The organism is Phenylobacterium sp. GW821-FHT12F10 (genome assembly GCF_058806695.1).
Genome location: NZ_JBXAPY010000001.1, coordinates 1,555,435 through 1,577,364 on the forward strand (window position 1 = coordinate 1,555,435; position 21,930 = coordinate 1,577,364).

Annotated in this window: 20 protein-coding genes; 19 read left to right on the forward strand and 1 reads right to left on the reverse strand. The window is 68.4% G+C overall.

Going from position 1 to position 21,930, the window contains the following annotated elements:
* The first annotated feature begins 3 nt into the window (after window positions 1–3).
* From nuoF to AC1RN5_RS07925, 19 genes are all read left to right on the forward strand, one after another.
* Window positions 4–1,320 (forward strand): NADH-quinone oxidoreductase subunit NuoF, encoded by a 1,317-nt coding sequence (gene nuoF, locus AC1RN5_RS07835; RefSeq protein WP_493040656.1) that lies wholly within the window; start codon window positions 4–6, stop codon window positions 1,318–1,320.
* A gap of 8 nt (window positions 1,321–1,328) precedes the next feature.
* A complete protein-coding gene (nuoG, locus tag AC1RN5_RS07840) occupies window positions 1,329–3,371 on the forward strand; it encodes an NADH-quinone oxidoreductase subunit NuoG (RefSeq protein ID WP_493040657.1) in 2,043 nt (680 codons plus the stop codon).
* Window positions 3,372–3,374: 3 nt separating this feature from the next.
* Complete coding sequence (gene nuoH, locus AC1RN5_RS07845; protein ID WP_493040658.1) at window positions 3,375–4,454, forward strand: NADH-quinone oxidoreductase subunit NuoH; 1,080 nt, start codon at window positions 3,375–3,377, stop codon at window positions 4,452–4,454.
* A complete protein-coding gene (locus AC1RN5_RS07850) occupies window positions 4,451–4,648 on the forward strand; it encodes a hypothetical protein (RefSeq protein WP_493040659.1) in 198 nt (65 codons plus the stop codon). The genes nuoH and AC1RN5_RS07850 overlap by 4 nt, the downstream gene beginning before the upstream one ends.
* Before the next feature lie 7 nt (window positions 4,649–4,655).
* Window positions 4,656–5,147 (forward strand): NADH-quinone oxidoreductase subunit NuoI, encoded by a 492-nt coding sequence (nuoI, locus tag AC1RN5_RS07855; RefSeq protein WP_493040660.1) that lies wholly within the window; start codon window positions 4,656–4,658, stop codon window positions 5,145–5,147.
* A gap of 83 nt (window positions 5,148–5,230) precedes the next feature.
* Window positions 5,231–5,848 carry an NADH-quinone oxidoreductase subunit J gene (locus AC1RN5_RS07860; protein ID WP_493040661.1) on the forward strand — a complete coding sequence of 206 codons (618 nt, stop codon included), beginning with the start codon at window positions 5,231–5,233 and terminating at the stop codon, window positions 5,846–5,848.
* The gene (gene nuoK, locus AC1RN5_RS07865; RefSeq protein WP_304780140.1) at window positions 5,845–6,153 is read left to right on the forward strand and encodes an NADH-quinone oxidoreductase subunit NuoK; all 309 of its coding nucleotides are present in this window, start codon (window positions 5,845–5,847) and stop codon (window positions 6,151–6,153) included. Before AC1RN5_RS07860 ends, nuoK begins: the two co-directional genes overlap by 4 nt.
* A gap of 10 nt (window positions 6,154–6,163) precedes the next feature.
* Complete coding sequence (nuoL, locus tag AC1RN5_RS07870) at window positions 6,164–8,242, forward strand: NADH-quinone oxidoreductase subunit L (RefSeq protein ID WP_493040662.1); 2,079 nt, start codon at window positions 6,164–6,166, stop codon at window positions 8,240–8,242.
* Between the two features lie 14 nt (window positions 8,243–8,256).
* Window positions 8,257–9,744, forward strand: coding sequence for an NADH-quinone oxidoreductase subunit M (locus AC1RN5_RS07875; RefSeq protein WP_421931518.1), 1,488 nt, complete (start codon window positions 8,257–8,259; stop codon window positions 9,742–9,744).
* A gap of 12 nt (window positions 9,745–9,756) precedes the next feature.
* Window positions 9,757–11,187: an NADH-quinone oxidoreductase subunit NuoN gene (gene nuoN, locus AC1RN5_RS07880; RefSeq protein WP_493040663.1), complete on the forward strand. Its 1,431-nt coding sequence runs from the start codon at window positions 9,757–9,759 to the stop codon at window positions 11,185–11,187.
* Complete coding sequence (locus tag AC1RN5_RS07885) at window positions 11,188–11,925, forward strand: biotin--[acetyl-CoA-carboxylase] ligase (protein ID WP_493040664.1); 738 nt, start codon at window positions 11,188–11,190, stop codon at window positions 11,923–11,925. It begins immediately after the preceding gene.
* A gap of 1 nt (window position 11,926) precedes the next feature.
* Window positions 11,927–12,700, forward strand: coding sequence for a type III pantothenate kinase (locus tag AC1RN5_RS07890; RefSeq protein ID WP_493040665.1), 774 nt, complete (start codon window positions 11,927–11,929; stop codon window positions 12,698–12,700).
* Window positions 12,701–12,766: 66 nt separating this feature from the next.
* Entirely contained in the window at window positions 12,767–14,383 is a 1,617-nt protein-coding gene (locus AC1RN5_RS07895) for a ribonuclease J (protein ID WP_493041479.1), read from the forward strand.
* A 121-nt stretch (window positions 14,384–14,504) separates the two neighbouring features.
* Window positions 14,505–16,793 carry a CaiB/BaiF CoA transferase family protein gene (locus tag AC1RN5_RS07900; protein WP_493040666.1) on the forward strand — a complete coding sequence of 763 codons (2,289 nt, stop codon included), beginning with the start codon at window positions 14,505–14,507 and terminating at the stop codon, window positions 16,791–16,793.
* Between the two features lie 81 nt (window positions 16,794–16,874).
* Entirely contained in the window at window positions 16,875–17,297 is a 423-nt protein-coding gene (gene mce, locus AC1RN5_RS07905; protein WP_304696957.1) for a methylmalonyl-CoA epimerase, read from the forward strand.
* The gene (locus tag AC1RN5_RS07910; RefSeq protein WP_421931513.1) at window positions 17,297–17,560 is read left to right on the forward strand and encodes a DUF1467 family protein; all 264 of its coding nucleotides are present in this window, start codon (window positions 17,297–17,299) and stop codon (window positions 17,558–17,560) included. The genes mce and AC1RN5_RS07910 overlap by 1 nt, the downstream gene beginning before the upstream one ends.
* Window positions 17,561–17,841: 281 nt before the next feature.
* Entirely contained in the window at window positions 17,842–19,155 is a 1,314-nt protein-coding gene (proS, locus tag AC1RN5_RS07915; RefSeq protein WP_493040667.1) for a proline--tRNA ligase, read from the forward strand.
* Window positions 19,152–20,441 (forward strand): lipoprotein-releasing ABC transporter permease subunit, encoded by a 1,290-nt coding sequence (locus tag AC1RN5_RS07920; RefSeq protein ID WP_493040668.1) that lies wholly within the window; start codon window positions 19,152–19,154, stop codon window positions 20,439–20,441. The genes proS and AC1RN5_RS07920 overlap by 4 nt, the downstream gene beginning before the upstream one ends.
* Entirely contained in the window at window positions 20,434–21,138 is a 705-nt protein-coding gene (locus AC1RN5_RS07925) for an ABC transporter ATP-binding protein (protein WP_493040669.1), read from the forward strand. The genes AC1RN5_RS07920 and AC1RN5_RS07925 overlap by 8 nt, the downstream gene beginning before the upstream one ends.
* Before the next feature lie 78 nt (window positions 21,139–21,216).
* Here AC1RN5_RS07925 and AC1RN5_RS07930 read toward each other — a convergent pair whose 3' ends face one another.
* Window positions 21,217–21,849, reverse strand: coding sequence for a hypothetical protein (locus AC1RN5_RS07930; RefSeq protein ID WP_493040670.1), 633 nt, complete (start codon window positions 21,847–21,849; stop codon window positions 21,217–21,219).
* Window positions 21,850–21,930 lie beyond the last annotated feature (81 nt).

Below are 21,930 nucleotides of genomic sequence, written 5' to 3' on the forward strand. Positions count from 1 at the left end.
GTCTTGGTCGGCATCCTGGAAGACAAGGACCGCATCTTCACCAACATCTACGGGCTCCAAGACTGGGGCCTGGAAGGTGCGAAGGCGCGCGGCTGCTGGAACGCGACGCGCGAGATGCTGGAACAGAGCCACGAATGGGTCTGCGAGCAGATCCGCGAATCCGGCCTGCGGGGCCGGGGCGGCGGCGGGTTCGTCACCGGTTTCAAGTGGACCCTGATGCCGCAGCAGCTCAGCGAGCGGCCCCACTACCTGGTGGTCAACGCCGACGAGTCCGAGCCCGGCGCCTGCAAGGACCGCGAGATCATCCGCAACGATCCGCACCTGCTGATCGAGGGCTGCATGATCGCCAGCTACGCGATCCGCGCCCACACCGCCTACATCTACATCCGCGGCGAGTACGTGGCCGAGCGCGAGCGCCTGGAGGCGGCGATCAAGCAGGCCTACGCGGCCAAGCTGATCGGCAAGAACAACGTCAACGGCTGGGACTTCGACCTCCACGTCACCCATGGCGGCGGGGCCTATATCTGCGGCGACGAGACCGCCCTGATGGAGAGCCTGGAGGGCAAGAAGGGCCAGCCGCGCCTGAAGCCGCCGTTCCCGGCCGGCGCGGGCATCTATGGCTGCCCGACCACCATCAACAACGTCGAGTCCATCGCCGTCGTCGGCACCATCCTGCGCCGCGGCGCAGGCTGGTTCGCGGGCTTCGGACGTCCGAAGAACGCCGGCACCAAGCTGATGGCGGCCTCGGGCCACGTGAACAAGCCCAGCGTGGTGGAGGAGGCGATGTCCATCCCCATGCGCCAGCTGATCGAAGAGCACTTCGGCGGCGTGCGCGGCGGCTGGGGCAAGCTCAAGGCGGTGATCCCCGGCGGGGTCTCCATGCCGATGATCACCCGCGAACAGGCCGAGACGGTCCTGATGGACTTCGACGACCTGCCCCGCGTGCAGTCGCGCCTGGGCACCGCCACCATGATCCTCTTCGACGAGGACACCGACCTGATCCGCGTGATCGCCCGGGTGTCGCGCTTCTTCAAGCACGAGAGCTGCGGCCAGTGCACGCCGTGCCGCGAGGGCACCGGCTGGATGTGGCGGGTGATGGAGCGGATGGTCACCGGCGAGGCCGAGATGCGCGAGATCGACCTGCTGCTCGACGTCGCCTCCCAGGTCGAGGGCCATACCATCTGCGGCCTCGGCGACGCCGCGGCCTGGCCCATCCAGGGTCTGTTCCGCAACTTCCGCCACGAGGTCGAAGAGCGGATCACCAGTTATCGCACGGGCAAGCCGCATGTTCAGGGCCACGCCCTGCACGCGGCGGAGTGAGCTGAAAGATGCCTAAAGCCAAGGTCAACGGCGTCGAGGTCGAGTTCGAACCCGGCATGACGGTTCTGCAGGTGGCGGAGCTTGCCGGGGAGGAGATCCCGCGCTTCTGCTATCACGAGCGGCTGAGCATCGCCGGCAACTGCCGTATGTGCCTGGTCGAGGTGAAGCCCGGCCCGCCCAAGCCGCAGGCCTCCTGCGCCCTGCCGGCCTCCGACGGCCAGGAGATCATCACCAACTCGCCGATGGTCAAGAAGGCCCGCGAAGGGGTGATGGAGTTCCTGCTCATCAACCACCCGCTGGATTGCCCGATCTGCGACCAGGGCGGCGAGTGCGACCTGCAGGACCAGGCCATGGGCTATGGCCGCGACGACAGCCGCTATGGCGAGAACAAGCGCGCGGTCGAAGAGAAGTTCATGGGGCCGTTGATCAAGACGGTCATGACCCGCTGCATCCAGTGCACCCGCTGCGTCCGCTTCATCACCGAAGTGGCCGGCGTGCCGGACATCGGTCTCATCTCCCGCGGCGAAGACGTTGAAATCACGACCTATCTCGACAAGGCCGTGGCCAGCGAACTGTCGGCCAACGTCATCGACCTCTGCCCCGTCGGCGCGCTGACCTCCAAGCCCTACGCCTTCAACGCCCGGCCCTGGGAGCTGAAGAAGACCGAGAGCGTCGACGTCATGGACGCGCTCGGCTGCGCCATCCGCGTCGACAGCCGGGGCCCCGCGGTCCTGCGCGTCCTGCCCAGGCTGAACGAGGACATCAACGAGGAGTGGATCAGCGACAAGACCCGCTACGCCGTCGATGGCCTGTCACGCCAGCGCCTGGACAAGCCCTATATCCGTGAAGGCGGCCGCCTGCGGCCCGCCACCTGGGCCGAGGCCCTGGGCCTCGTCGCCGACAAGCTGAAGGCCGCCAGCCCCGATCGCATCGGCGTCATCGCCGGCGACCTGCAGGACGCGGAGTCCATGAAGGCCGCCAAGGACCTCTTCGGATCCCTGGGGGTGAAGAACCTCGACTGCCGCCAGGACGGCATGGCGCTGGGCTCCGGCGCGCGTGAGACCTGGCTGTTCAACTCCACCATCGCCGGCGTCGAGAACGCCGACATGATCCTGATGGTCGGGACCAATCCGCGCCTCGAGGCGCCGGTGCTCAACGCCCGGTTCCGCAAGCGCTGGGTCGCCGGCGCCCTGGAAGTGGGCGTCATCGGCGACCAGGCCGACCTGACCTACGGCTACGAATATCTCGGCGCGGGCGCGGCCAGCCTTTCGGGCCTGGCCAAGTCCAAGAGCGAGTTCGTCAAGCGCCTGAAGGCGGCCAAGAACCCCGCCATCATCCTCGGCGCCGGCGCGCTCGGCCGCGCCGACGGCGGGGCGATCGCCAAGGCCGCGGCGGAGGTCGCCAAGGCCTTCGGCATGACCTGGAACGTCCTGCACACCGCCGCCAGCCGCGTCGGTGGCCTGGACCTGGGCTTCATCCCGGGCGAGGGCGGCAAGACCGCCGTCCAGATGGCCGCCCCCGGCGCCCTGGACGTGCTGTTCCTGATGGGCGCCGACGAGATCGACGCCACCGCCAGCGACGCCTTCACCGTCTATATGGGCACCCACGGCGACGCCGGCGCCCACATGGCCGACGTGATCCTGCCGGGCGCGGCCTATACGGAGAAGGACGGCCTCTATGTGAACACCGAGGGCCGGGTCCAGATGGGCCAGCGCGCGGTGTTCCCCAAGGGCGAGGGCCGCGAGGACTGGTCCATCCTGCGGGCCCTGTCGGATCGCCTGGGCGCCACCTTGCCCTACGATACGCTGGCCCAGCTGCGCGCCAAGCTGTTCGCCGACCATCCGACCTTCGGACGGATCGACTACGCGCCGGGCGCGGCGGCCGCGGCCATCGACCTGTCGGGCATCCCGGCGGCCGGATCGGCCACGGACGCGCCGCTCACCAGCGCGGTGCGCGCCTTCCACCTCACCAACCCCATCGCCCGCGCCAGCGTGACGATGGCCGAGTGCGCGGCCGTGGCGGCCGGCGCCTCCAAGATCGCGGCGGAGTAGGGGATGGATCCGACCATCAATTTCTGGGCCACCCAGCTCGGCTGGACCCTGATCACCGTCGGCAAGATCATGCTGGTGATCCTGCCCCTGCTGGTCTGCCTGGCCTTCTTCATGCTGGCCGACCGCAAGATCTGGGCGGGCGTCCAGATGCGCAAGGGCCCCAACGTGGTGGGCCCCTTCGGCCTGCTGCAATCCTTCGCCGACCTGATCAAGTTCGTGCTGAAGGAGCTCGTCATCCCCGACGGCGCCGACAAGGCGGTCTTCCTGCTGGCGCCAGTCCTGACCTTCCTCCTGTCCCTGGTGGGCTGGGCGGTGATCCCCTTCGCGCCGGGCTGGGTGATCTCCAACATCAATGTCGGCGTGCTCTACCTCTTCGCCATCAGCTCGCTGGGCGTCTACGGCATCATCATGGGCGGCTGGGCTTCGAACTCGAAGTACCCCTTCCTGGGCAGCCTGCGTTCGGCGGCCCAGATGGTCAGCTACGAGGTCTCCATCGGCTTCGTGATCATCACCGTCATCCTGCTGAGCGGCAGCATGAACCTGATGACCATCGTCGAGAAGCAGGCCGGCGGCTTCTGGAACTGGAACTTCCTGGGCGGCGGCCTGCACAACTGGCCCATCACCATCGTGATGTTCGCCATGTCGGTGATCTTCTTCATCTCGGCCCTGGCCGAGACCAACCGCCCCCCCTTCGACCTGCCCGAGGCCGAGTCCGAGCTCGTGGCCGGCTATCAGGTGGAATATTCCTCCAGCCCGTTCCTGCTCTTCATGATCGGCGAGCTGGTGAACATCGTGCTGATGTGTTCGCTGATCTCGCTGCTGTTCTTCGGCGGCTGGCAGGCGCCCATCGACTTCGCCTTCGTCCACCAGTGGGGCGACCTGGCGCAGGGCTTCTACGGCCTGATGTGGTTCTTCCTGAAGACCTGCTTCTTCTTCTTCCTGATCGCCATGGCCAAGGCCATCGTGCCCCGCTACCGCTACGACCAGCTGATGCGCCTGGGGTGGAAGGTCTTCCTGCCGACCTCCCTCGTCGCCGTGGTCCTGGTGGCGGCCTGGCGCGTGTTCGGACCCGTCGCCGCATGAGGATCCTCTTCGCCATCGCCAGCCTGATGCTCTGCGCCGCCTGCGCCAGCGGCGTCACGCCCGATGGCGGGGTGGCGAGCTACGACGCCCTGAAGACGGCGCGCGACGCGTGCCTGGCCAAGGGCGGCGAACTGAAGCTGACGAAGGAAGGCGATCCTCAGTCGATCACCGCCTACGTCTGCAAACGAAAGTGACGCCAAGATGATGCAGCGTATCACCCAGGCCGTGAAAGGCGCGGCGCTGATGGACTTCGTCGGCGCCTTCGGGATGGCCATGAAGTACATGGTCCGCCCCAAGGCCACCGTGCTCTATCCCTATGAGCGCGGGCCCCAGTCGCCGCGCTTCCGTGGCGAGCACGCCCTGCGCCGCTATCCCAACGGCGAAGAGCGCTGCATCGCCTGCAAGCTCTGCGAGGCCATCTGCCCGGCCCAGGCCATCACCATCGAGGCCGAACCCCGCGCCGACGGCAGCCGCCGCACCACCCGCTACGACATCGACATGGTGAAGTGCATCTATTGCGGCCTGTGCCAGGAGGCCTGCCCGGTGGACGCCATCGTCGAGGGCCCCAACATCGAGTTCGCCGTGGAGACCCGCGAAGAGCTCTATTACGACAAGGAACGCCTGCTCGATAACGGGGACCGTTGGGAGCGGCAGATCGCGAAGAATCTGGAACTGGACGCGCCCTACCGGTAAGACCCGGGCGCGATTCCGAAAGCTAATCACCGCGTCGCCGTCAGGCGCCGGTCACTGAAATTGAGGGGCTGAGACAAGCCGTTATGGCCGTTCAGGCGATCGCATTCTACTTGCTGGCGGCGGTGACCTTGGTCGCCGGGCTCTGCGTGGTCTCGGCCCGCAGTCCCGTGCACTCGGTCCTGTTCCTGATCTTGACGTTCTTCTCCGCCGCGGGGCTCTTCGTGCTCCTCGGGGCCGAGTTCCTGGCCATGCTTCTGGTGGTCGTCTATGTCGGCGCCGTCGCGGTGCTGTTCCTCTTCGTCGTCATGATGCTCGACGTCGACTTCACCGCCCTGCGGCAGGGCTTCGCCCGCTACATGCCGCTGGGCGCGGGGGTCGCCGGCATCCTGGCCTTCGAGATGATCCTGGTCTCCACCGCCGTCTCCACGGGCGGGGCCGCGCGGCTGAACGACACCCCGGCCGCCTCGGGCGTGGACATCTCCAACGCCGAGACCATCGGGCGGGTGCTCTACACCGACTATGTCTACTTCTTCCAGGCGGCGGGGATGGTTCTGCTGGTGGCCATGATCGGCGCCATCGTGCTGACCCTGCGCCATAAGCCCGGCGTCCGCCGGCAGGTGATCGCCGACCAGGTGGCGCGCGAGCCGAAGACCGGCATGCGGGTCATTTCCATCAAACCCGGCGCGGGGATCGACGAATGAGCATCGGGCTCGCCCATTACCTGGCGGTCGCCGCGATCCTGTTCACCATCGGGGTGTTCGGGATCTTCGTGAACCGCAAGAACATCATCGTCATCCTGATGTCGATCGAGCTGATCCTGCTGGCCGTGAACATCAACCTGGTGGCCTTCTCGGTCTATCTGCACAACGTCACGGGGCAGATCTTCGCCATGTTCGTCCTGACCGTGGCCGCGGCCGAGGCCGCCGTCGGCCTGGCCATCCTGGTCACCTTCTTCCGTAACCGCGGCGACATCGCCGTGGACGACGTCTCTGTGATGAAGGGCTGAGGACCCCGCCATGACCCCTCAGCTTCTCGTCACCATCGCGGTCTTCGCGCCCCTGGTCGCCGCGGCCATCGCGGGTCTGTCGGGCCGCCGCATCGGCAATGTCGCTTCCCAGGCGCTCACCACCGGCGCCCTGTTCCTGTCCTGCGCCATCGCCTGGACCACCTTCTACGGGGTGATCTGGGGCGACTGGCCGGCCCGGTTCACGGTCCACATCCTGCCCTTCATCAATATCGGCGACTTCCAGTCCAACTGGTCGATCCGCATCGACACCCTGTCGGCCGTGATGCTCGTGGTGGTGACCAGCGTCTCCTCGCTCGTCCACCTCTACTCCTGGGGCTACATGGCCGAGGACCCGTCCAAGCCGCGGTTCTTCGCCTATCTGTCGCTGTTCACCTTCGCCATGCTGGCCCTGGTCACCGCCGCCGACTTCATGCAGCTGTTCTTCGGCTGGGAAGGGGTGGGCCTGGCCAGCTACCTGCTGATCGGCTTCTGGTTCCACAAGCCCACCGCCAACGCCGCCTCCATCAAGGCCTTCGTGGTCAACCGTGTGGGGGACTTCGGTTTCGCCCTCGGCATCATGACCGTCTACTGGATGTTCGGCACGGTGCAGTTCGCCGAGATCTTCCCGCGCGTCGCCGAGTTCGCCGACAAGGGCTGGTTCTTCGCCGGCCACTGGTTCCACGCCGTGGACCTGGCCTGCGCCCTGCTGTTCGTCGGCGCCATGGGCAAGTCGGCCCAGTTCTTCCTGCACACCTGGCTGCCGGACGCCATGGAAGGCCCGACCCCGGTCTCGGCCCTGATCCACGCCGCCACCATGGTGACGGCCGGCGTCTACATGGTCTGCCTGCTGTCGCCGATGTTCGAGTACGCCCCGGTCGCCAAGCAGATCGTCACCCTGATCGGCGCCGTGACGGCCCTGTTCGCCGCCACGGTCGGCCTGGCCCAGAACGACATCAAGCGGGTCATCGCCTATTCGACCTGCTCGCAGCTCGGCTACATGTTCTTCGCCGCCGGCGTGGGCGCCTACCAGGCGGCCATGTTCCACCTCTTCACCCACGCCTTCTTCAAGGCCCTGCTGTTCCTGGGCGCGGGCTCGGTGATCCACGGCATGCACCACGAGCAGGACATGCGGAAGATGGGCGGCCTGTGGAAGTACCTGCCGGTGACCTACGCGGTCATGACCATCGGGACCCTGGCCATCACCGGCTTCGGCATCCCGGGCGTGGAGTTGGGCTTCGCCGGCTTCTATTCCAAGGACACCATCATCGAGGCCGCCTTCGCCGCGGGCCAGCACAACCCGGTGGCCTTCTTCGCCTTCCTGGTCAGCCTCAGCGCCGCGGGCCTCACCGCCTTCTATTCCTGGCGCCTGGCCTTCATGACCTTCCACGGCACGCCGAAGTGGGCGCATGACGATCACGCCCACGCCCACGCCGCCGACGATCACGCCAGCCACGCCCAGATCGAGACCCACAGCGAGCCGCTGCCGGACGATCACCACGACGCCCACGGCCATGGGGACCACAAGCCCCACGAGAGCCCGCTGGTGATGCTGGTCCCGCTGATCGCGCTCGCGGTCGGCGCGGTCGCCGCCGGCTACGTCTTCGTGGAGTCCTTCGTCGGCGAGGAACGCAACGCCTTCTGGCGCGGCGCCATCTTCAACGCCCCCACGAACACCGTGCTGGAACATGCCCACCACTCGCCGGAATGGCTGCTGTGGGCGCCCCTGGTGGTCTCGGTGATCGGGTTCCTGGCCGCCTGGTACTACTACATCGCCAACGAGGGCATGGGCGCGCGGATCGCCGCCAAGAAGGGCCCGCTGTGGAGCTTCCTCTACAACAAGTGGTACTTCGACGAGCTCTATGAGGCGACCTTCGTGCGGGCGGCCAAGTTCCTGGGCGACCTGTTCTGGAAGGGCGGCGACCAGAAGATCATCGACGGCCTGGGACCGGACGGCGTCTCGGCGGTGTCCTACGACATCGGCCGCCGCGCGGGTCTGCTGCAGACCGGTTATGTCTATCACTACGCCTTCGTCATGCTGTTGGGCGTGCTGGGTCTCCTGACCTTCGCCGTCTTCCAGTGGCAGGCTTGAGCGGGAGCGGGATCATGATCGGCCTTCTCTCCGGCGTCACCTTCGCCCCCCTGCTGGGCGTCGCAGCCATCCTCATCCTGCGGTTCTTCGCGCGCACCGACGACGCCAAGACCGTCAGCGCCGCCAAGTGGATCGCGCTCGTCACCACCCTGGCGACCCTGGCCCTCTCGGTCCTGCTGGTGGCGGAGTACGACCCGGCCAATCCGGGCTTCCAGTTCGTGGAGGACGCCCCCTGGTTCGCGGGCCTGCACTACCGCATGGGCGTGGACGGGATCTCCATCCTGTTCGTCCTGCTCACCGCCTTCCTCATGCCGCTCTGCATCGCGGCCTCCTGGAAGACGATCGAGACGCGGGTTCTGGAATACATGATCGCCTTCCTGGTCCTGGAGACCCTGGTGATCGGCGTGTTCTGCGCGCTCGACCTGGTGCTGTTCTACGCCTTCTTCGAGTTCGGCCTGGTGCCGATGTTCCTGATCATCGGCATCTGGGGCGGCAAGCGCAGGGTCTACGCGGCCTACAAGTTCTTCCTCTACACCCTGCTGGGTTCGGTCCTGATGCTGGCGGCCATCCTCGGCATGATCGGGATCGCCCACACCTCCTCGATCCCCGAACTGATGGTCTACAAGTTCGACCCGCACCTGCAGACCTGGCTGTGGCTGGCCTTCTTCGCCTCCTTCGCGGTGAAGATGCCCATGTGGCCGGTCCACACCTGGCTGCCCGACGCCCACGTCGAGGCGCCCACGGCGGGCTCGGTCATCCTGGCCGGCATCCTGCTGAAGATGGGGGGCTACGGCTTCCTGCGCTTCAGCCTGCCGATGTTCCCCCAGGCGTCGGAGTACTTCACGCCCCTGGTCTTCGCGATGAGCGTCATCGCCATCGTCTACACCTCGCTGGTGGCCTTCCGTCAGACCGACATCAAGAAGCTGATCGCCTATTCCTCGGTGGCCCACATGGGCTTCGTGACCATGGGAATCTTCTCGGGCAACGACATCGGCGTGCAGGGCGCCATCTTCCAGATGCTGAGCCACGGGGTGATCTCCGGGGCGCTCTTCCTCTGCGTGGGCGTGGTCTATGACCGCATGCACACCCGCGAGATCGCCTTCTACGGCGGCCTGGTGAACCGCATGCCCTGGTACGCGGCGGTCTTCATGCTCTTCACCATGGGCAATGTCGGCCTGCCGGGCACCTCGGGCTTCGTGGGCGAAATCCTGACCATGACCGGGACCTACGGCGTCTCCACCTGGACGGCCCTGGTGGCCGCCAGCGGGGTGATCCTCTCGGCGGTCTACGCCCTGTCGCTCTATCGTCGGGTGATCTTCGGAGAGCTGACCAATCCGGCCCTGGCCGAGATCGGCGACCTCGACTGGCGCGAGGTGGCGATCTTCGCGCCGCTGATCGCCTCCACCCTCTACCTCGGCATCTATCCGGCCGCCGTCTTCGACCTGACCCAGTCGTCGGTCGACAACCTCGTCGCGGTCTACCGCGCGGCCATCGGCGCCTAGGGGCTCTTATCCATGAACTTCTCCGCCGATATCGCCCTTGCCGGTCCCGAGCTGATCCTGGCCGGCGCCGCCCTCCTGCTCCTGGTGGTCGGGGCCTTCGCGCCGCGGGCCACCAACCTGCTGTCCATCGGCGCCGTCGCCGCCCTCGCGGGCGCCGGCTACGCCGCGGCCTTCGGGGCGCAGGGCAGGGGCTTTTCCGGGGGCCTGGTGGCCGACGCCGCCTCGGCCTTCAGCCAGGTGGCGATCTTCGCCGCCAGCGCCGTGGCCATCCCGCTGGGCCAGAAGTGGTTCGAGCGGCGTGGCGTGCGCAATTTCGAGTTCCCGGTCCTGATCCTGCTGGCCGCGCTCGGCATGTCGATGATGGTGGCCGCCGGCGACCTGATCTCGCTCTATGTCGGGGTCGAGCTGCAGTCGCTCGCCCTCTACGTCCTGGCCGCCATGCACCGCGACGACGCCAAGGCCTCGGAAGCGGGCCTGAAGTACTTCGTGCTCGGCGCGCTCTCCTCAGGGCTCCTGCTCTACGGCGCCTCGCTGATCTACGGCTTCGCCGGCTCCACCAAGTTCGTCGACATCGCCGTGGCGGTCCATGCCGGGGCCGGGACGGGCGTCCTGTTCGGCCTGGTCTTCCTGATCTGCGGCCTGGCCTTCAAGGTCTCCGCCGCCCCGTTCCACATGTGGACGCCGGACGTCTATGAGGGCGCGCCCACCCCGGTCGTGGCCTTCTTCGCCGGGGCGCCCAAGCTGGCGGCCATGGTGCTGTTCGCCCGCGCGCTCAGCGAAGGCTTCCAGGGGGCCTCGGCCCAGTGGAGCCAGGTCCTGGTGATCATCGCCCTGGTCTCCATCGCGGTGGGCGCCTTCGCCGGCCTCGCCCAGAGCAACCTCAAGCGCCTGTGGGCCTATTCCTCCATCGCCAATGTCGGCTACGCGGTCCTGGGTCTCGCCTCGGGCAGCGCCGAGGGCGTGCAGTCCATGCTGGTCTTCATGGTCCTCTACATGGTCGACGTGACCGGCTTCTTCGCCTGCCTGGCGGCCCTGTCGCGGGCCGGCAAGCCGATGGAGACCATCGAGGACATGGCCGGCCTGATGAAGGAGCGTCCCGGCATCGCCATCGCCATGACCGTCTTCTCCCTGTCGGCCCTGGGCCTGCCGCCCTTCTCCGGCTTCTGGGCGAAGTTCTACGTCTTCAAGGCGGCCATCAATTCCGGCCTCGGCGTCGCCGCCGTGATCGGTCTGGTGGGCAGCGTTGTGGCGGCCTTCTACTATCTGCGCCTGATCAAGGTCATGTGGTTCGACGGCGGCGTCGGCGGCACGGACGCCCCGCCGGCCGAGGCCCGCACGATCGCCATCGCCGCGGCCTTCTTCTCCTTCCCGCTGGTGCTGGGCGCCCTGGTCTTCATCGACCCGCTGGCCAAGGCCGCCGCGGCCGCCTTCGGCCTGGTCTAGGTGACGCTTCCGCCGATCGAGTCCTACGACGAGATCGATTCCACCAACGCCGAGGCGCGTCGCCGCGCCGAGGCGGGCGAGGTCGGCCCCGTCTGGATCACCGCGCTCACCCAGACCGCCGGCCGCGGTCGGCGTGGGCGCGACTGGCAGACCAAGTCCGGCAACCTGGCGGCCACCCTGCTGTTTCCCACCGACAAGCCGGCGGGGGAGGCGGCCCAGATCTCCTTCGTGGCGGCGCTCGCCGCCGCCGACCTGGCGCAGACCTGCCTGGGCGCCGGCGTCGCCACGGTGAAATGGCCCAATGACCTGCTGATCCACGGCCGCAAGGCCGCCGGCATCCTGGTGGAGTCCGGGCCGCTGCCCGACGGTCGCCTGTGGCTGGCGGTGGGGATCGGCGTCAACCTCGCCCACGCTCCCCAGGACGTGGAGCGGCCCGCCGCGGCCTTCGCCGAGTTCATGAACGGTCCGCCGCCATCGCCGCGCGCGGCCCTGGAGGTCCTCGCCCAGGCCTTCGAGCGCTGGCGCCTGGCCTGGGAGCGGGAGGGCTTCGCCCCCATCGCCAAGGGCTGGACCGAGCGCGCCCATGGCTTGGGGCAGCCCTGCGAGGCCCGCCTGCCCAACCAGACCCTGCGGGGCGTGGCCGAGGGCCTGGACCTGGATGGCGCGCTGCGCCTGCGGCTGGACGACGGCGCGCTTCTGCGCATAACGGCCGGCGACGTTTTCTTCGGAGGGGCCTGACATGCTGCTCGCCATCGAACAGGGCAACACCAACACGCTGTTCGCCGTCCATGACGGCGCAAGCTGGATCGCCCAGTGGCGCGCGGCCACCGACTCCAGCCGTACCGCCGACGAGTACGCCGTCTGGCTGTCTCAGCTCCTCAACATGGCCGGCCTGCAGTTCGGCGTCCTGGACGCCTGCATCATCTCCAGCGTGGTGCCGCAGTCGATCTTCAACCTGCGCAACCTGTCGCGCCGCTACTTCCACGTGGAGCCCCTGGTGATCGGCGAGAACGCCGAGCTGGGGATTCCGGTGCGCATCACCAAGCCCGCCGAGGCCGGGGCCGACCGTCTTGTGAACGCAATTGGGGCGCATATCGTCTATCCGGGCGACCTCATCGTCATCGACTCCGGCACCGCCACCACCTTCGACGTGGTGGCCGCCGACGGCGGTCTTGAGGGCTGCGCCATCGCGCCAGGGATCAACCTGTCGATGGAGGCGTTGCATACGGCGGCGGCCAAGCTCCCCCGAGTCGCGATCCAGCGGCCCGAGCATGTCGTCGGCAAGGACACCGTGGAAGCGATGCAGGCCGGGGTGTTCTGGGGCTATATCGCCCTCATCGAGGGCCTCGTCGCCCGCATCAAGGCCGAGTGGGGCCGTCCGATGACCGTGATCGGCACGGGCGGCGTCGCGTCCCTCTTCCACGGCGCCACCAGCGCCATCGACCATTTTGATCCCGATCTCACCATCCGTGGGATGCTGGAAATTCACCGCCGAAACCCGGCGAAGGCATAATTCGTGAAACCCAAACCTGACGACGAACTCGTTTTCCTGCCGCTCGGCGGCTCGAACGAGATCGGAATGAACTTCAATCTCTACGGCTACGGCCCGCCTCATGCGCGCAAGTGGATCGTGGTGGACCTCGGCATCACCTTCGGCGACCAGACCACGCCGGGGGTGGAGATCATCCTGCCCGACCCGCAGTTCATCGAGGCGCACAAGAAGGACATCCTCGGGATCGTCCTGACCCACGCCCACGAGGACCATATCGGCGCCGTCGCGCGCCTGTGGCCGCGCCTGGGCGGCGTGCTCTACGCCACCCCCTTCACCGCCTTCCTGCTGCGCGAGAAGCTGCGCGAGAACCCGGCCGCCGCCGGGGCGGTGATCGTCGAGGTGCCCCTGGGGGGCAAGGTGACGCTTGGTCCCTTCGAGATCGACCTGATCACGCTGACCCACTCGATCCCCGAGCCCAACGGCCTGGCGATCCGCACCCCGCTCGGCACCATCCTGCACACCGGCGACTGGAAGATCGATCCCGATCCCGTCCTGGGCTCGGTGACCGACGAGGACGCCATCAAGAAGCTGGGGGACGAAGGTGTCCTGGCCATGGTCTGCGACTCCACCAACGTCTTCGTGGACGGCACGGCGGGCTCCGAGGCCGACGTTCGCGACGCGCTCTCCAGCCTGATCAAGGGCCTGCACCACAAGGTGGCCGTGGCCTGCTTCGCCTCCAATGTGGCGCGCATGGATTCCGTGATCCGCGCGGCGGAAGCCGCCGGCCGCCGGGTCTGCCTGGTGGGCCGCTCGATGCACCGCATGGCCGCCGCCGCCAAGTCGGTGGGCATGATGACCGATCTCAAGGACTTCATCCCCGACAACGAGGCCCGCGACTTCGCCGAGGACCGCATCCTCTATCTCTGCACCGGCAGCCAGGGGGAGGCCCGCGCGGCCCTGTTCCGCATCGCCGACGGCTCCCATCCCTTCGTGAAGCTGGGGCAGGGGGACGCCTGCGTCTTCTCCTCCCGCGTCATTCCTGGCAACGAGGTGCCGATCCGCGCCCTGCAGAACCGCCTCGCCGACCGCGGCGTGCGCCTCTACACCGAGCGCGACCACCCGGGCATCCACGTCTCCGGCCACCCCTGCCGTGACGAACTGGCCCAGATGTACGCCTGGGCCCGGCCGCAGATCGCCGTCCCGACCCACGGCGAGCGCCGCCACCTCTTGGAACACGCCGCCTTCGCCAAGGACCTGCAGGTCCCGCAGACCGTCTCGCCCCGCAACGGCGACATGGTCCGCCTGGCGCCCGGCCGCGCCGAGATCATCGACGAGGTCCCCGCCGGCCGCATCTATGTCGACGGCGGCATGCTGACCCCCGAGAACGGCGACGCCCTGCGCGAACGCCGCCACGCCGCCTTCAACGGCATGCTGGCCGTCTCCGTCGCCCTGGATCCCCGCGGCAAGATCGTTTCGGGCCCGCAGGTCCGCGCCCTCGGCCTTCCGGCCGAGGAGGACTATCCGATGGACGAGATGATGGACGACCTCGCCGACGAGGCCGAACGCGCCCTCGACCGCCTCAAGGGTCCCGAGCGGGACGACGACGAGGCCATCGAGAAGGCCATCTCGCGGGCGGTGAAAAAGGCCAGCCAGAGGGTGTGGGGCCGCCGCCCCGTGGTGGAGACCACGGTCCTGCGCATCTAACCGACCGACCGGTCGGGCTTGTTTCGAGGCCCGGCTATGGTTTGATGTCCTCCGGCTCGCGGCCCGCGAGCTCCGCGAGGGCGTGCGACACGACGCGCCCCGCACCAGGGAGGGCGCTTGAATGTCCGCATTCGCCGGCGTGCGCATCGTCGACTTCACCCAGGGCCTGCCCGGTCCCATGGCGGCCATGCTGCTGGCGGACTTCGAGGCCGAGGTCATCAAGGTCGAGCCGCCCCAGGGCGACCGCATGGCCGGCCATCCCGGCTACCTCACCTGGAACCGCAACAAGCAGCTCCTGACCCTGGACCTCGCCACGCCGGAGGGCCTGGCGCGTGCGCGGGAGCTGATCGCCCTGGCCGACGTCGCCCTCTTCGACCACGCGCCGGGCAGGCTGGAGGCCCTGGGCCTCGACGCCCGCACGCTGACCGAAGCCCATCCGTCCCTGATCCACGCCTGGATGCCGCCCTATGGGACGACGGGCGCCTGGAGTCAGCTGCCCTCCCACCACAGCCTGCTGACGGCCCTGAGCGGCGTGGCCTTCCGGCAGGGCAGCTATGCCGACCAGCCCATCCACCTGATCCTGCCCCTCTGCCACTATGGCCAGGGCGTGATGGGCGCCGCGGCCATCGGGGCGGCCCTGCACGAGCGCCACCGCAGCGGCAAGGGCCAGTCCGTCATCGTCAGCGGCCTGCACGGGGTCTCGGAGGTCACCGGCCCCGTCCGCGTCCTGTCGGACCCGCCCCTGCCGCGTGGCGCGCCCCTGGGGGCCTCTCCCAGCTACCGGCTCTATGAGTGCGGCGACGGCGAATGGTTCCTCCTGGCGACCCTGTTCGTGGCCTTCTACCACCGCGCCATCCAGGCCCTCGGCCTGGCCGACCACTGGGAGACCTTCGCCGCCGATCCCCTGCTGGCCCGCGAGGCCCTGAAGGCGGTGTTCAAGACCCGGCCCCGGGCCGAGTGGCTGGCCCTGCTGCAGAGCCACGGCGTCCCCTGCGCCCCGGTGGGCGAGCGCGAGCCCTGGTTCGCCGGCGAGGCCATCGCGGCCGGAGAGGCCCGGGTGGTGCTCGAGCACCCGGAGCTGGGCCCCGTGGCCATGCCCAATGTCCCCTCGCGCCTGTCAGTGACCCCGGGCTCGGTGCGTCACCTCGCCAAACCCCTGAACGGCCATGTCTGGGCCCCGCGCCCCGCGCCGGAGCCCACCGGCGCCAATGACGGCCCCGCGCCGCTCGCCGGGATCAAGGTGCTGGACCTGGGGACGGTGATCGCCGGGGCCCATGCCGGCGGCGTCCTGGCCAATCTCGGCGCCGACGTCATCAAGATCGAGCCCATCGAGGGCGACCCCTTCCGCAGCAACGGCGGCGGCTTCATGGCCTACAACCGCGGCAAGCGCGGCCTGGGCGTCGACCTGAAACAGCCGGCCGCCCGCGAGATGTTCTTCGACCTGGTGCGCGAGGCCGACGTCATCCTCGACAACTACCGGTTCGGGGTCCGCGAGCGTCTGGGCATCCACTACGCGGCGCTCAAGGCGATCAATCCGCGCATCATCTCGTGCTCCATCAACGCCTATGGCGACAAGGGCCCCCGCGCCCACCTGCCGGGCTTCGATCCCCTGTTGCAGGCCGAGGGCGGGATGATGGCCGCCCAGGGCGGGGACGGCGAGCCGGTCCTGCACACCATCCCGGTCAATGACGTGGCCACCGCCGCCATCGTCGCCTTCTCCATCATCGCCGCCCTCAACGCCCGCCAGACGACGGGGGAGGGGCAGGAGGTGGTCACCAGCCTGATGGCCCAGAGCCTCACCTTCCAGCTGGGCGAGGTCACCACCTATGAGGGCCGGCCGGCCAACGACGTCGGCGGCCGCGACTGCCTCGGCGTGCGCGCCCTGCACCGCTACTACAACTGCGCCGACGGCTGGATCGCCATCGTCTGCGAGACCCCCGAACAGGCCGACGCGCTCGCCGGCGCCCTGCGGGTCGCGCTGCCCGAGAGCCCGCTCACCGCCCCCCGCGACGGCCCCCTGGCCCGCGCCCTGGAGCTGGCCTTCGCCAGCCGCCTGCGCGACGACCTGCTGGCCGAGCTCCTGGCCCAGGAGGTGCCCTGCGCCCCGGTCCTGCGCGGCTATGAGGCCTTCGAGAGCGACTGGCTGTGGGAGAACGACGTCTTCGAGGTCTGGCGCCATCCGCGCCTGGGGGACATGCTTGGGGTGCGCGCCTATGCCGACTTCGGCCGCGGCGCGGCGGGCTTCCACCGGCCCACCCCGGACCTCGGCCAGCACAGCGGCGAGCTCCTGGAGGAGATGGGCTATTCCCACGCCCACATCGCCGAGCTGCTGGCGGCCGGCGCCATCTTCGGTCCCGCCGCCAACCTGGCCCACCTGCGCGACGGCGGGACGGCGCTCTTCACGCAGTAGCGGCGCGAAGTCGCACAGAGCGTTCCCCTAACCCGGCGGAACTCGTCTATACCCTCGCCCATCATTTGAGGCGGACGGTCCATGATCGGAAAACTGAACCATGTGGGGGTCGCGACCCCCTCCATCGACGAGGCGGTCAAGGTCTATCGCGACCTGCTGGGCGCCACCTCCATCGGCGAGAAGTTCGCCCTGCCCGAACAGGGGGTCTGGGTCTGCTTCGTCGACACCCCCAACAGCCAGATCGAGCTGATCGAGCCCTATGGCGAGGCCTCGCCGATCCACGGCTTCCTGGCCAAGAACCCCTCGGGTGGCCAGCACCACATCTGCTTCGAGGTGCCCGACATCCTGGTGGCCCGCGACGACATGCGGGCCAAGGGCGCCACGGTCCTGGGGACCGGAGAACCCCGCATCGGCGCCCACGGCGTGCCGGTGATCTTCATCCATCCCAAGAACATGGGCGGCGTCCTGGTCGAACTCATGGAAACCCCCAAGGGAGCCCACTGATGACCTGGTTCACCGGTGTCGCCATCTATCTGACCATCTGGTGGACGGTGCTGTTCGCCGTCCTGCCGCTTGGGGTCACCAGCCACGCCGAGGCCGGCATCGACAAGGGCGACGGCGGCGATCCCGCCGCACCGGTGGATCCCAAGATCAAGCAGAAGTTCATCACCACCACCTGGATCTCGGCGATCGTCTTCGCCGTCCTGTGGCTGCTGCTGCACTTCAAGGTGATTCCGCTCCCCAGCCTGCCCTCCGGCCTGGGCTGATTGCCCAACCGCGCGGCGTCGCGCGTCCGGCGCGCTCAAAGTTTGGGCGAAACCCGAGCGGCGGCGGGGCGGGGGCGTAACCCCTTCGCCGGCCGCGGTAACCCAGGTTACCTAATTGGACATCGCGGGCAGCCAAAAGCCGCTCGTGGCGTTTTCCCCGACGATGAGAAGGCCGCCCGCCTCCCTGGGCGGCCTTCTTTTCATCCAGCTTCGTTGCCAAGGTCCATGGGCGACGGCTATCAGGGCCGTTGATCTGAACCTCGTCCGGGAATCCTTCGCCGATGCGTCTTTCGCGTTACTTCATGCCGACGCTTCGGGAAGCCCCCTCCGACGCCCAGGTGGTCAGCCACCAGCTCATGCTGCGCGCCGGCATGATCCGCCAGGAGGCCGCCGGCATCTATGCCTGGCTTCCGCTGGGCCTGCGGGTTCTGAAGAAGATCGAGCAGATCGTCCGCGAGGAGATGGACCGCGCCGGCGCCATCGAGGTGCTGATGCCCACCCTGCAACTGGCCGACCTGTGGCGCGAGAGCGGCCGCTATGAGGACTACGGCGACGAGATGCTGCGCATCACCGACCGCCACAAGCGCGACCTGCTCTACGGGCCCACGGCCGAGGAGGTGATCACCGAGATCTTCCGGGCCTATGTGAAGAGCTACAAGGACCTGCCCAAGAACTTCTACAACATCCAGTGGAAGTTCCGCGACGAGCGCCGCCCCCGGTTCGGCGTCATGCGCGGCCGCGAGTTCCTGATGAAGGACGCCTATTCCTTCGACGTGGACGAGGCCGCGGCCCGCCGCTCCTACAACCGCATGTTCATCGCCTATCTGAACACCTATGCGCGGATGGGCCTCAACGTGGTGCCCATGAAGGCCGATCCCGGCCCCATCGGCGGGGACCTCTCCCACGAGTTCATCATCCTGGCCGAGACCGGCGAGAGCCAGGTCTTCTGCCACAAGGACCTGATCGAGATGGGCGCCCCCGGCGACGTCGATTGGGACGGCGACCTCCAGCCCCTGGTGGAGCAGCGCACCAATCTCTACGCCGCCACCGAGGAGATGCACGACGAGGCCGCCTTCGCCGCCGTCCCCGAGGACAAGCGGCTGTCGGCCCGCGGCATCGAGGTCGGCCACATCTTCTATTTCGGCGAGAAGTACTCCAAGCCCATGAAGGCCGTGGTGGCCGGGCCCGACGGCCAGGACCGCCCCATCCACGGCGGCTCCTACGGCGTGGGCGTCTCGCGCCTGACCGGGGCCATCATCGAGGCCAGCCACGACGAGGCCGGCATCATCTGGCCCGACGCCGTGGCGCCCTTCGGCGTGGCGGTGATCAATCTTCGTCCCGGTGACGCCGCCGTCGATGAGGTGGCCGAGAACGCCTATCAAGCCCTGATCGCGGCCGGCAAGGACCCCCTGCTGGACGACTCCGACCAGCGCCCCGGCGCCAAGTTCGCCGCCATCGACCTGGTGGGCATCCCCTGGCAGCTCGTGGTCGGCCCCAAGGGCGTGGCCGATGGCACCGTCGAGATCAAGCGCCGCGCCACCGGCGAGAAGCAGACCCTGCCCCTGGAGCAGGCCCTGAAGGTGATCACCGCGTGAGCCAGCAGGCCCTGGGGGGACGCGCCCCGCCCTTCGGGGTGTGGGAACGCACGGTGGCCGGCCGCTATCTGCGCGCCAAGAAGAGCCAGGGCGGCGTGGCCCTGATCTCGGTCATCTCCTTCATCGGCATCACGCTCGCCGTCGCGGTGCTGATCATCGTCATGAGCGTGATGAACGGCTTCCGCTCGGAGCTGCTCAGCCGCATCCTCGGCTTCAACGGCCACGTCTATGTGGCCGGCGGCGTCCTCCAGGGCCCCGACCGCGACCCGCTGGTCCATCGCCTGCGCGCCATTCCCGGCGTCACCCAGGCCGCCCCGGTGATCGAGGCCCAGGCCATGGCGCTCGGCATCGGCCAGATCAGCGGCGCCATCGTGCGCGGCATCACGCCGGCCGACCTCAAGGCCACCAAGATCATCTCCGGCAACATCGTCTCCGGCTCCATGGAGGGCTTCGGCGACGGCGAGTACGGCGGCGACCTGGTTCTGGTGGGGGACGAACTGGCCCGCAACCTGGGCGTCCAGGCCGGCGACGCCCTGACCCTCATCTCCCCCACCGGCGGGGCCACGGCCTTCGGCGCCACGCCGCAGCGCAAGTCCTACACCGTGGCCGGCACCTTCAAGGTGGGGATGAGCCAGTACGACCAGGCCTTCATCTACATGCCGCTTGCCCAGGCCCAGCTGTTCTTCGGCCGTGACCAGGGCGTCGACTTCGTGGAGATGAAGCTGGCCAACCCCGACGACGCCGTCGGGATGAAGCCGGAGGTAGCCCGCATCGCCGGCCCCGGCGCCGTGGTCACCGACTGGACCCAGAAGAACGCCTCCTACTGGGGCGCCCTTCAGGTGGAGCGGAACGTCATGTTCCTGATCCTGATGATGCTGCTGTTCATCGCGGCCATGAACATCATCTCCGGCCTGGTCATGCTGGTGAAGAACAAGAGCCGCGACATCGCCATCCTGCGCACCATGGGGGCGGGGCAGGGGAGCATCCTGCGCATCTTCTTCATGACCGGCGCCACCATCGGCATCCTGGGCACGGCGACGGGCCTGCTCATCGGCGTGCTCTTCTGCACCTTCATCGGCGAGATCCAGCAGGCGGTGGAGTGGGCGACCGGGACCCAGGTGTTCAATTCCGACGTCTATTTCCTCACCCGCGTGCCGGCCAAGATCGACTGGATCGAGGTCTCCGGCATCGTCGCGGGGGCCCTGGCCATGACCTTCATCGCCAGCCTGCCCTCGGCCTGGCGCGCCTCGCGCCTCGATCCCGTGGAGGCGCTTCGCTATGAGTGATCCCTCCAGTCCCGACCAGGTCCTGGCCATCCGCGGCCTGACGCGGACCTACCAGAGCGGCGACAAGACCCTCACCGTTCTCGACGGCGCCGACCTGGACGTCATGCCGGGCGAGGTCGTGGGCCTGATCGGGCCCTCGGGCTCGGGCAAGTCGTCCCTGCTGCACGCCGCGGGCCTGCTGGAGCGTCCCACCGCCGGCCAGATCTTCATCGAGGGCCGCGACTGCTCCAACCTCAGCGACCGGGTCCGGACGCGCGTTCGCCTGCACACCATCGGCTTCGTCTACCAGGCCCACCACCTGCTGCCGGAGTTCTCGGCCCTCGACAACGTGGCCCTGCCGCAAATGATCGCCGGGGTCTCCCGCAAGGCCGCCCGCGAGCGCGCCTTCTTCCTGCTGGACGAACTGGGCCTGGCCGAACGGGTCAAGCACCAGCCCGCCCAACTCTCCGGCGGCGAGCAGCAGCGCGTGGCCATCGCCCGCGCCCTGGCCAACTCGCCCCGCCTGCTGTTGGCCGACGAACCCACCGGCAACCTCGACCCGCATACGTCGGCCGCCGTGTTCGAGAACCTCTACGCCCTGGCCCGCGCCACCGGCGTCGCGGCCCTGGTGGCCACCCACAACCTCGAACTCGCCCGCCATATGGACCGGGTGCTGGGGCTCAAGGACGGGAAGCTGGAAGCGCAGACGGGGTTTTAGGCCGGCGATCGGCTCCAATCTCTTCGTCCTTTCCCAGCCGCTCCCATTTCCGGTCGCGAGCGCGGGATCGCACGGGCCTCAGTTGGCCTTCAGAGAGGTGATCCGGTTTCTGGGGCGGGTCGCGTAGAAGACCGTCACCTCCTGCCCGTCGGCCTTCGCCATCCCCTCGGACACGAAGGCCTCGAAGGTCATCGGTTTTCCGGCCGCGGGAGTCACCGTGACCGTGTCTGGCAGATCGCCGTCGCTGACCTCGCCGGCGCCGCTCAGCCGGCCGCTGATCTTCAGCAGGCCCGAGACCGACGCTGGCGCCTCATCCCCAAGCACCGAGACGCCCTTGAGTTGGATGTCCCGCAGATCCGGCTCGTCCTCGCGCGTGTAGCCGACGGCGACTCTCTTGCCCTTCAGGGCCTCAAGGCCGCCAGCCCCGAGGCCCAGGTCCTCGGCATTGGCGGTCAGTTCGACGCCGGGCTGGCCCGGTTGGAACACGATGGTGACGACGTACATGGGGTAGCCGCCGTCCTCCACGGCCGTGAGTTCGCCGATCCCGCGCCGTTCACCGACCGCCAAATCCCCCGCGCCATTGGAGGCTGGGGCGGTTTGAACGCTCTCCGCCGCGGACTTGTCCGTCGTAACGGGCGTCGTCGAAACCGTCCTGGCCTGACAGCCGGCCAGAGCGATGGCGGCGAGGAGGGCGATGAGGTGCGAGGTCATACGGGGCTCCGACAGGCGCGGCAGGCTGCATGGCCGAGCTTAGCCCACGATCGGCGTGGCCTCCCACCCCTAGGGACCAAC

Excerpts from the sequence above, each read along its gene's own strand:
- nuoN (WP_493040663.1), top strand. The coding sequence starts at position 9,757 with ATGAACTTCTCCGCCGATATCGCCCTTGCCGGTCCCGAGCTGATCCTG.
- AC1RN5_RS07910 (WP_421931513.1), top strand. The coding sequence starts at position 17,297 with ATGACCTGGTTCACCGGTGTCGCCATCTATCTGACCATCTGGTGGACG.
- AC1RN5_RS07895 (WP_493041479.1), top strand. The coding sequence starts at position 12,767 with ATGAACTTCAATCTCTACGGCTACGGCCCGCCTCATGCGCGCAAGTGG.
- nuoL (WP_493040662.1), top strand. The coding sequence starts at position 6,164 with ATGACCCCTCAGCTTCTCGTCACCATCGCGGTCTTCGCGCCCCTGGTC.
- nuoH (WP_493040658.1), top strand. The coding sequence starts at position 3,375 with ATGGATCCGACCATCAATTTCTGGGCCACCCAGCTCGGCTGGACCCTG.
- AC1RN5_RS07925 (WP_493040669.1), top strand. The coding sequence starts at position 20,434 with ATGAGTGATCCCTCCAGTCCCGACCAGGTCCTGGCCATCCGCGGCCTG.
- AC1RN5_RS07875 (WP_421931518.1), top strand. The coding sequence starts at position 8,257 with ATGATCGGCCTTCTCTCCGGCGTCACCTTCGCCCCCCTGCTGGGCGTC.
- nuoI (WP_493040660.1), top strand. The coding sequence starts at position 4,656 with ATGATGCAGCGTATCACCCAGGCCGTGAAAGGCGCGGCGCTGATGGAC.
- AC1RN5_RS07890 (WP_493040665.1), top strand. The coding sequence starts at position 11,927 with ATGCTGCTCGCCATCGAACAGGGCAACACCAACACGCTGTTCGCCGTC.
- nuoG (WP_493040657.1), top strand. The coding sequence starts at position 1,329 with ATGCCTAAAGCCAAGGTCAACGGCGTCGAGGTCGAGTTCGAACCCGGC.
- AC1RN5_RS07900 (WP_493040666.1), top strand. The coding sequence starts at position 14,505 with ATGTCCGCATTCGCCGGCGTGCGCATCGTCGACTTCACCCAGGGCCTG.
- mce (WP_304696957.1), top strand. The coding sequence starts at position 16,875 with ATGATCGGAAAACTGAACCATGTGGGGGTCGCGACCCCCTCCATCGAC.
- AC1RN5_RS07850 (WP_493040659.1), top strand. The coding sequence starts at position 4,451 with ATGAGGATCCTCTTCGCCATCGCCAGCCTGATGCTCTGCGCCGCCTGC.
- nuoK (WP_304780140.1), top strand. The coding sequence starts at position 5,845 with ATGAGCATCGGGCTCGCCCATTACCTGGCGGTCGCCGCGATCCTGTTC.
- proS (WP_493040667.1), top strand. The coding sequence starts at position 17,842 with ATGCGTCTTTCGCGTTACTTCATGCCGACGCTTCGGGAAGCCCCCTCC.
- AC1RN5_RS07930 (WP_493040670.1), bottom strand. The coding sequence starts at position 21,849 with ATGACCTCGCACCTCATCGCCCTCCTCGCCGCCATCGCTCTGGCCGGC.
- AC1RN5_RS07860 (WP_493040661.1), top strand. The coding sequence starts at position 5,231 with ATGGCCGTTCAGGCGATCGCATTCTACTTGCTGGCGGCGGTGACCTTG.